This window comes from Ornithinibacillus scapharcae TW25, from assembly GCF_000190475.1.
GTDB classification, from domain to species: domain Bacteria; phylum Bacillota; class Bacilli; order Bacillales; family Amphibacillaceae; genus Ornithinibacillus; species Ornithinibacillus scapharcae.
This window is the reverse complement of record NZ_AEWH01000007.1, coordinates 1-2,127: the sequence shown is the minus strand read 5'-3', so window position 1 is coordinate 2,127 and position 2,127 is coordinate 1. Positions and strand designations below refer to the sequence as shown.

Sequence of the window (2,127 nt, the reverse complement as noted above, 5' to 3'; positions counted from 1 at the left end):
ACGTACACACGATTATAGAAGTGGCATGGGCTACATTTGTTGGCTCGATTTTATACGGTTCTGCTCCTTATATGTGGAAAGGTATGCAAATCAGTACTCAAAACAGTAAATTACGAAAAGCCTTCCTCAATGGAGAATTGTATTTGAAGCGAAAAGATGAAAAGGTTAAAATCAAGCCAAATATTATTAAAACACGAATTACTGATGAAAAAATGACATTCATTTTCTCTGTTCCTAAAGGGGTAAACCCAGAGGACTTCATCAAGAAAAGTTATGTGTTTAAACAACATTTTAATGATTATATAGACTTGCAAGTAGAAAACAAAAGGGGGATTTTAAACGTGTATCCTAAAGGTCTACCAAAAGAATTTAATTATGATTACAATCAACTCAGCGGTGTTAATATGCAGAAACTTCCTATTGTATGTGGAATGAGTTTAGAAGGGAAAATATTCACATTTGATATGGTAGAAAACCCTCACTTGTTAGTAGCTGGCGAAACGGGAAGTGGAAAATCCGGTGCTTTAAGATGTATTTTAACGACTTTGATTAAAGCAAAATCACCTAACCAATTGCGATTAGTATTAGGAGATCTAAAACGGTCTGAATTCTTCTTATATAAAAAGACAGAACATGTTGACGGTGTATTTCATTCAGCGAGTGAGCTAACTGTACCTCTAATGAAGGTGAAAAAAGAAATGATTCGTAGAGGGGATATGTTAGACGAAGCCGAAGTTAATTCGATTGATGAATTACCTAACAAACCGCCTTATATTGTCGTGTGTATTGATGAGGTAGTGTTATTGAAAAAGGAAACTTTTATTATGGATTTACTAGAAGAAATATCTAGCATAGGAAGGTCTTTAGGTGTATTTCTCATCCTATCTATGCAACGACCGGATGCGGACCTATTAGATGGTAAATTAAAAGCTAATTTAACTGTTAGAATGGGCTTCAAAGCTCAGGACAGTATAAACGCCAAAATTATTGGTACACCCGGAAGCGAAAAGTTGGAAATACCAGGGAGAATGTTATTACGAATAAACTCCCACATACAAGAAATTCAAGCGCCACTATTAAAAAATGAAACTGCTAAGAAACTGTTAGAACCTTATCGTAAAACAAATGTCGTACCTATAAGAAAGGATTCCATACTGGAGTTGTTTGAGAATGAAGAAACGTGACTTGAATATTATTAAGGACTTGGAACGATTTAGAGTAATGTCACGAAATCAAATAGTCGAACTGTATTTCTCACATTTAAAAAGCCCCATATCAAATGCTAATGCGGTATTAAAACGTCTTGTACGTGATGGTCAAATAGAATTTAGTAACCACCATTCCCCATACGTGTACTTTCCTGCAGGCAGTAATATGAAAAAGAACTCTACTAAAATCCCTCACTATTTAACTTTAGTTGATATTTATGTGAAACTAAGACCTAAAACCTTTGAATTAGAGCCGAAGTTTAAAAAAGGATTAGCAGAACCCGATATTTTCACGATTATAAAAGGGACTCCGTTTTTTATCGAGGTACAAAGAAATGTTTATTCTCAAAAAGTGATGAATGAGAAAATTAAACGATATGAAGCATTATATTTTGAAATAGATAGATTACCTTACATCCTAATGATTACGGATAAAAAGTATGAAATCAATTCGGAAATAGTAAAGGTGTTACAAGTGAATAACTTTGACGAGTTCCTAAGAAAAATTTCTTAGGGACTTCTTTTAATAATGGACAAACCCTTATACATACCTTGTATAAAGGAGGTATGCACCTATGCATATTCATTATGACCATTCAAAGTTTACTGACAAACATTTAAAGAGGTGCTATGATTATCTTCGGGAGGTAATCATAAATGATAGCAATTTACGTGCGAGTATCTACGGAGGAACAGAGCAAAAAAGGGTACAGTCTACGCAATCAGATAGAAGAGTGCAAGAAGAAAGCAAACACGAATCAAACACTTGAATATATAGATGATGGTTACTCTGGAGAATTTTTAGAAAGACCTGGACTAACCAAGTTACGACAAGATGTAAAAGAAGGACACATATCTAAGGTAATTTGTTATGATCCAGACCGTTTATCTCGTAAATTAATGAATGCAGTGTGTACGT

Annotated in this window: 3 protein-coding genes; all 3 read left to right on the top strand. The window is 34.2% G+C overall.

Annotated elements, in window-relative coordinates; all coding sequences use genetic code 11:
- Positions 1–1,184 (top strand): FtsK/SpoIIIE domain-containing protein (locus G5W_RS20245; RefSeq protein ID WP_010093952.1); only part of this gene is annotated, 1,184 nt, incomplete at its 5' end.
- Entirely contained in the window at positions 1,171–1,722 is a 552-nt protein-coding gene (locus G5W_RS0102600) for a replication-relaxation family protein (RefSeq protein ID WP_010093950.1), read from the top strand. The genes G5W_RS20245 and G5W_RS0102600, both read left to right, overlap by 14 nt.
- A gap of 143 nt (positions 1,723–1,865) precedes the next feature.
- The coding region (locus tag G5W_RS20240) for a recombinase family protein (protein WP_010093949.1) at positions 1,866–2,127 on the top strand (262 nt) is incomplete at its 3' end.

Coding starts and splice junctions, on each gene's coding strand:
- G5W_RS0102600 (WP_010093950.1), top strand. CDS start 1,171: ATGAAGAAACGTGACTTGAATATTATTAAGGACTTGGAACGATTTAGA.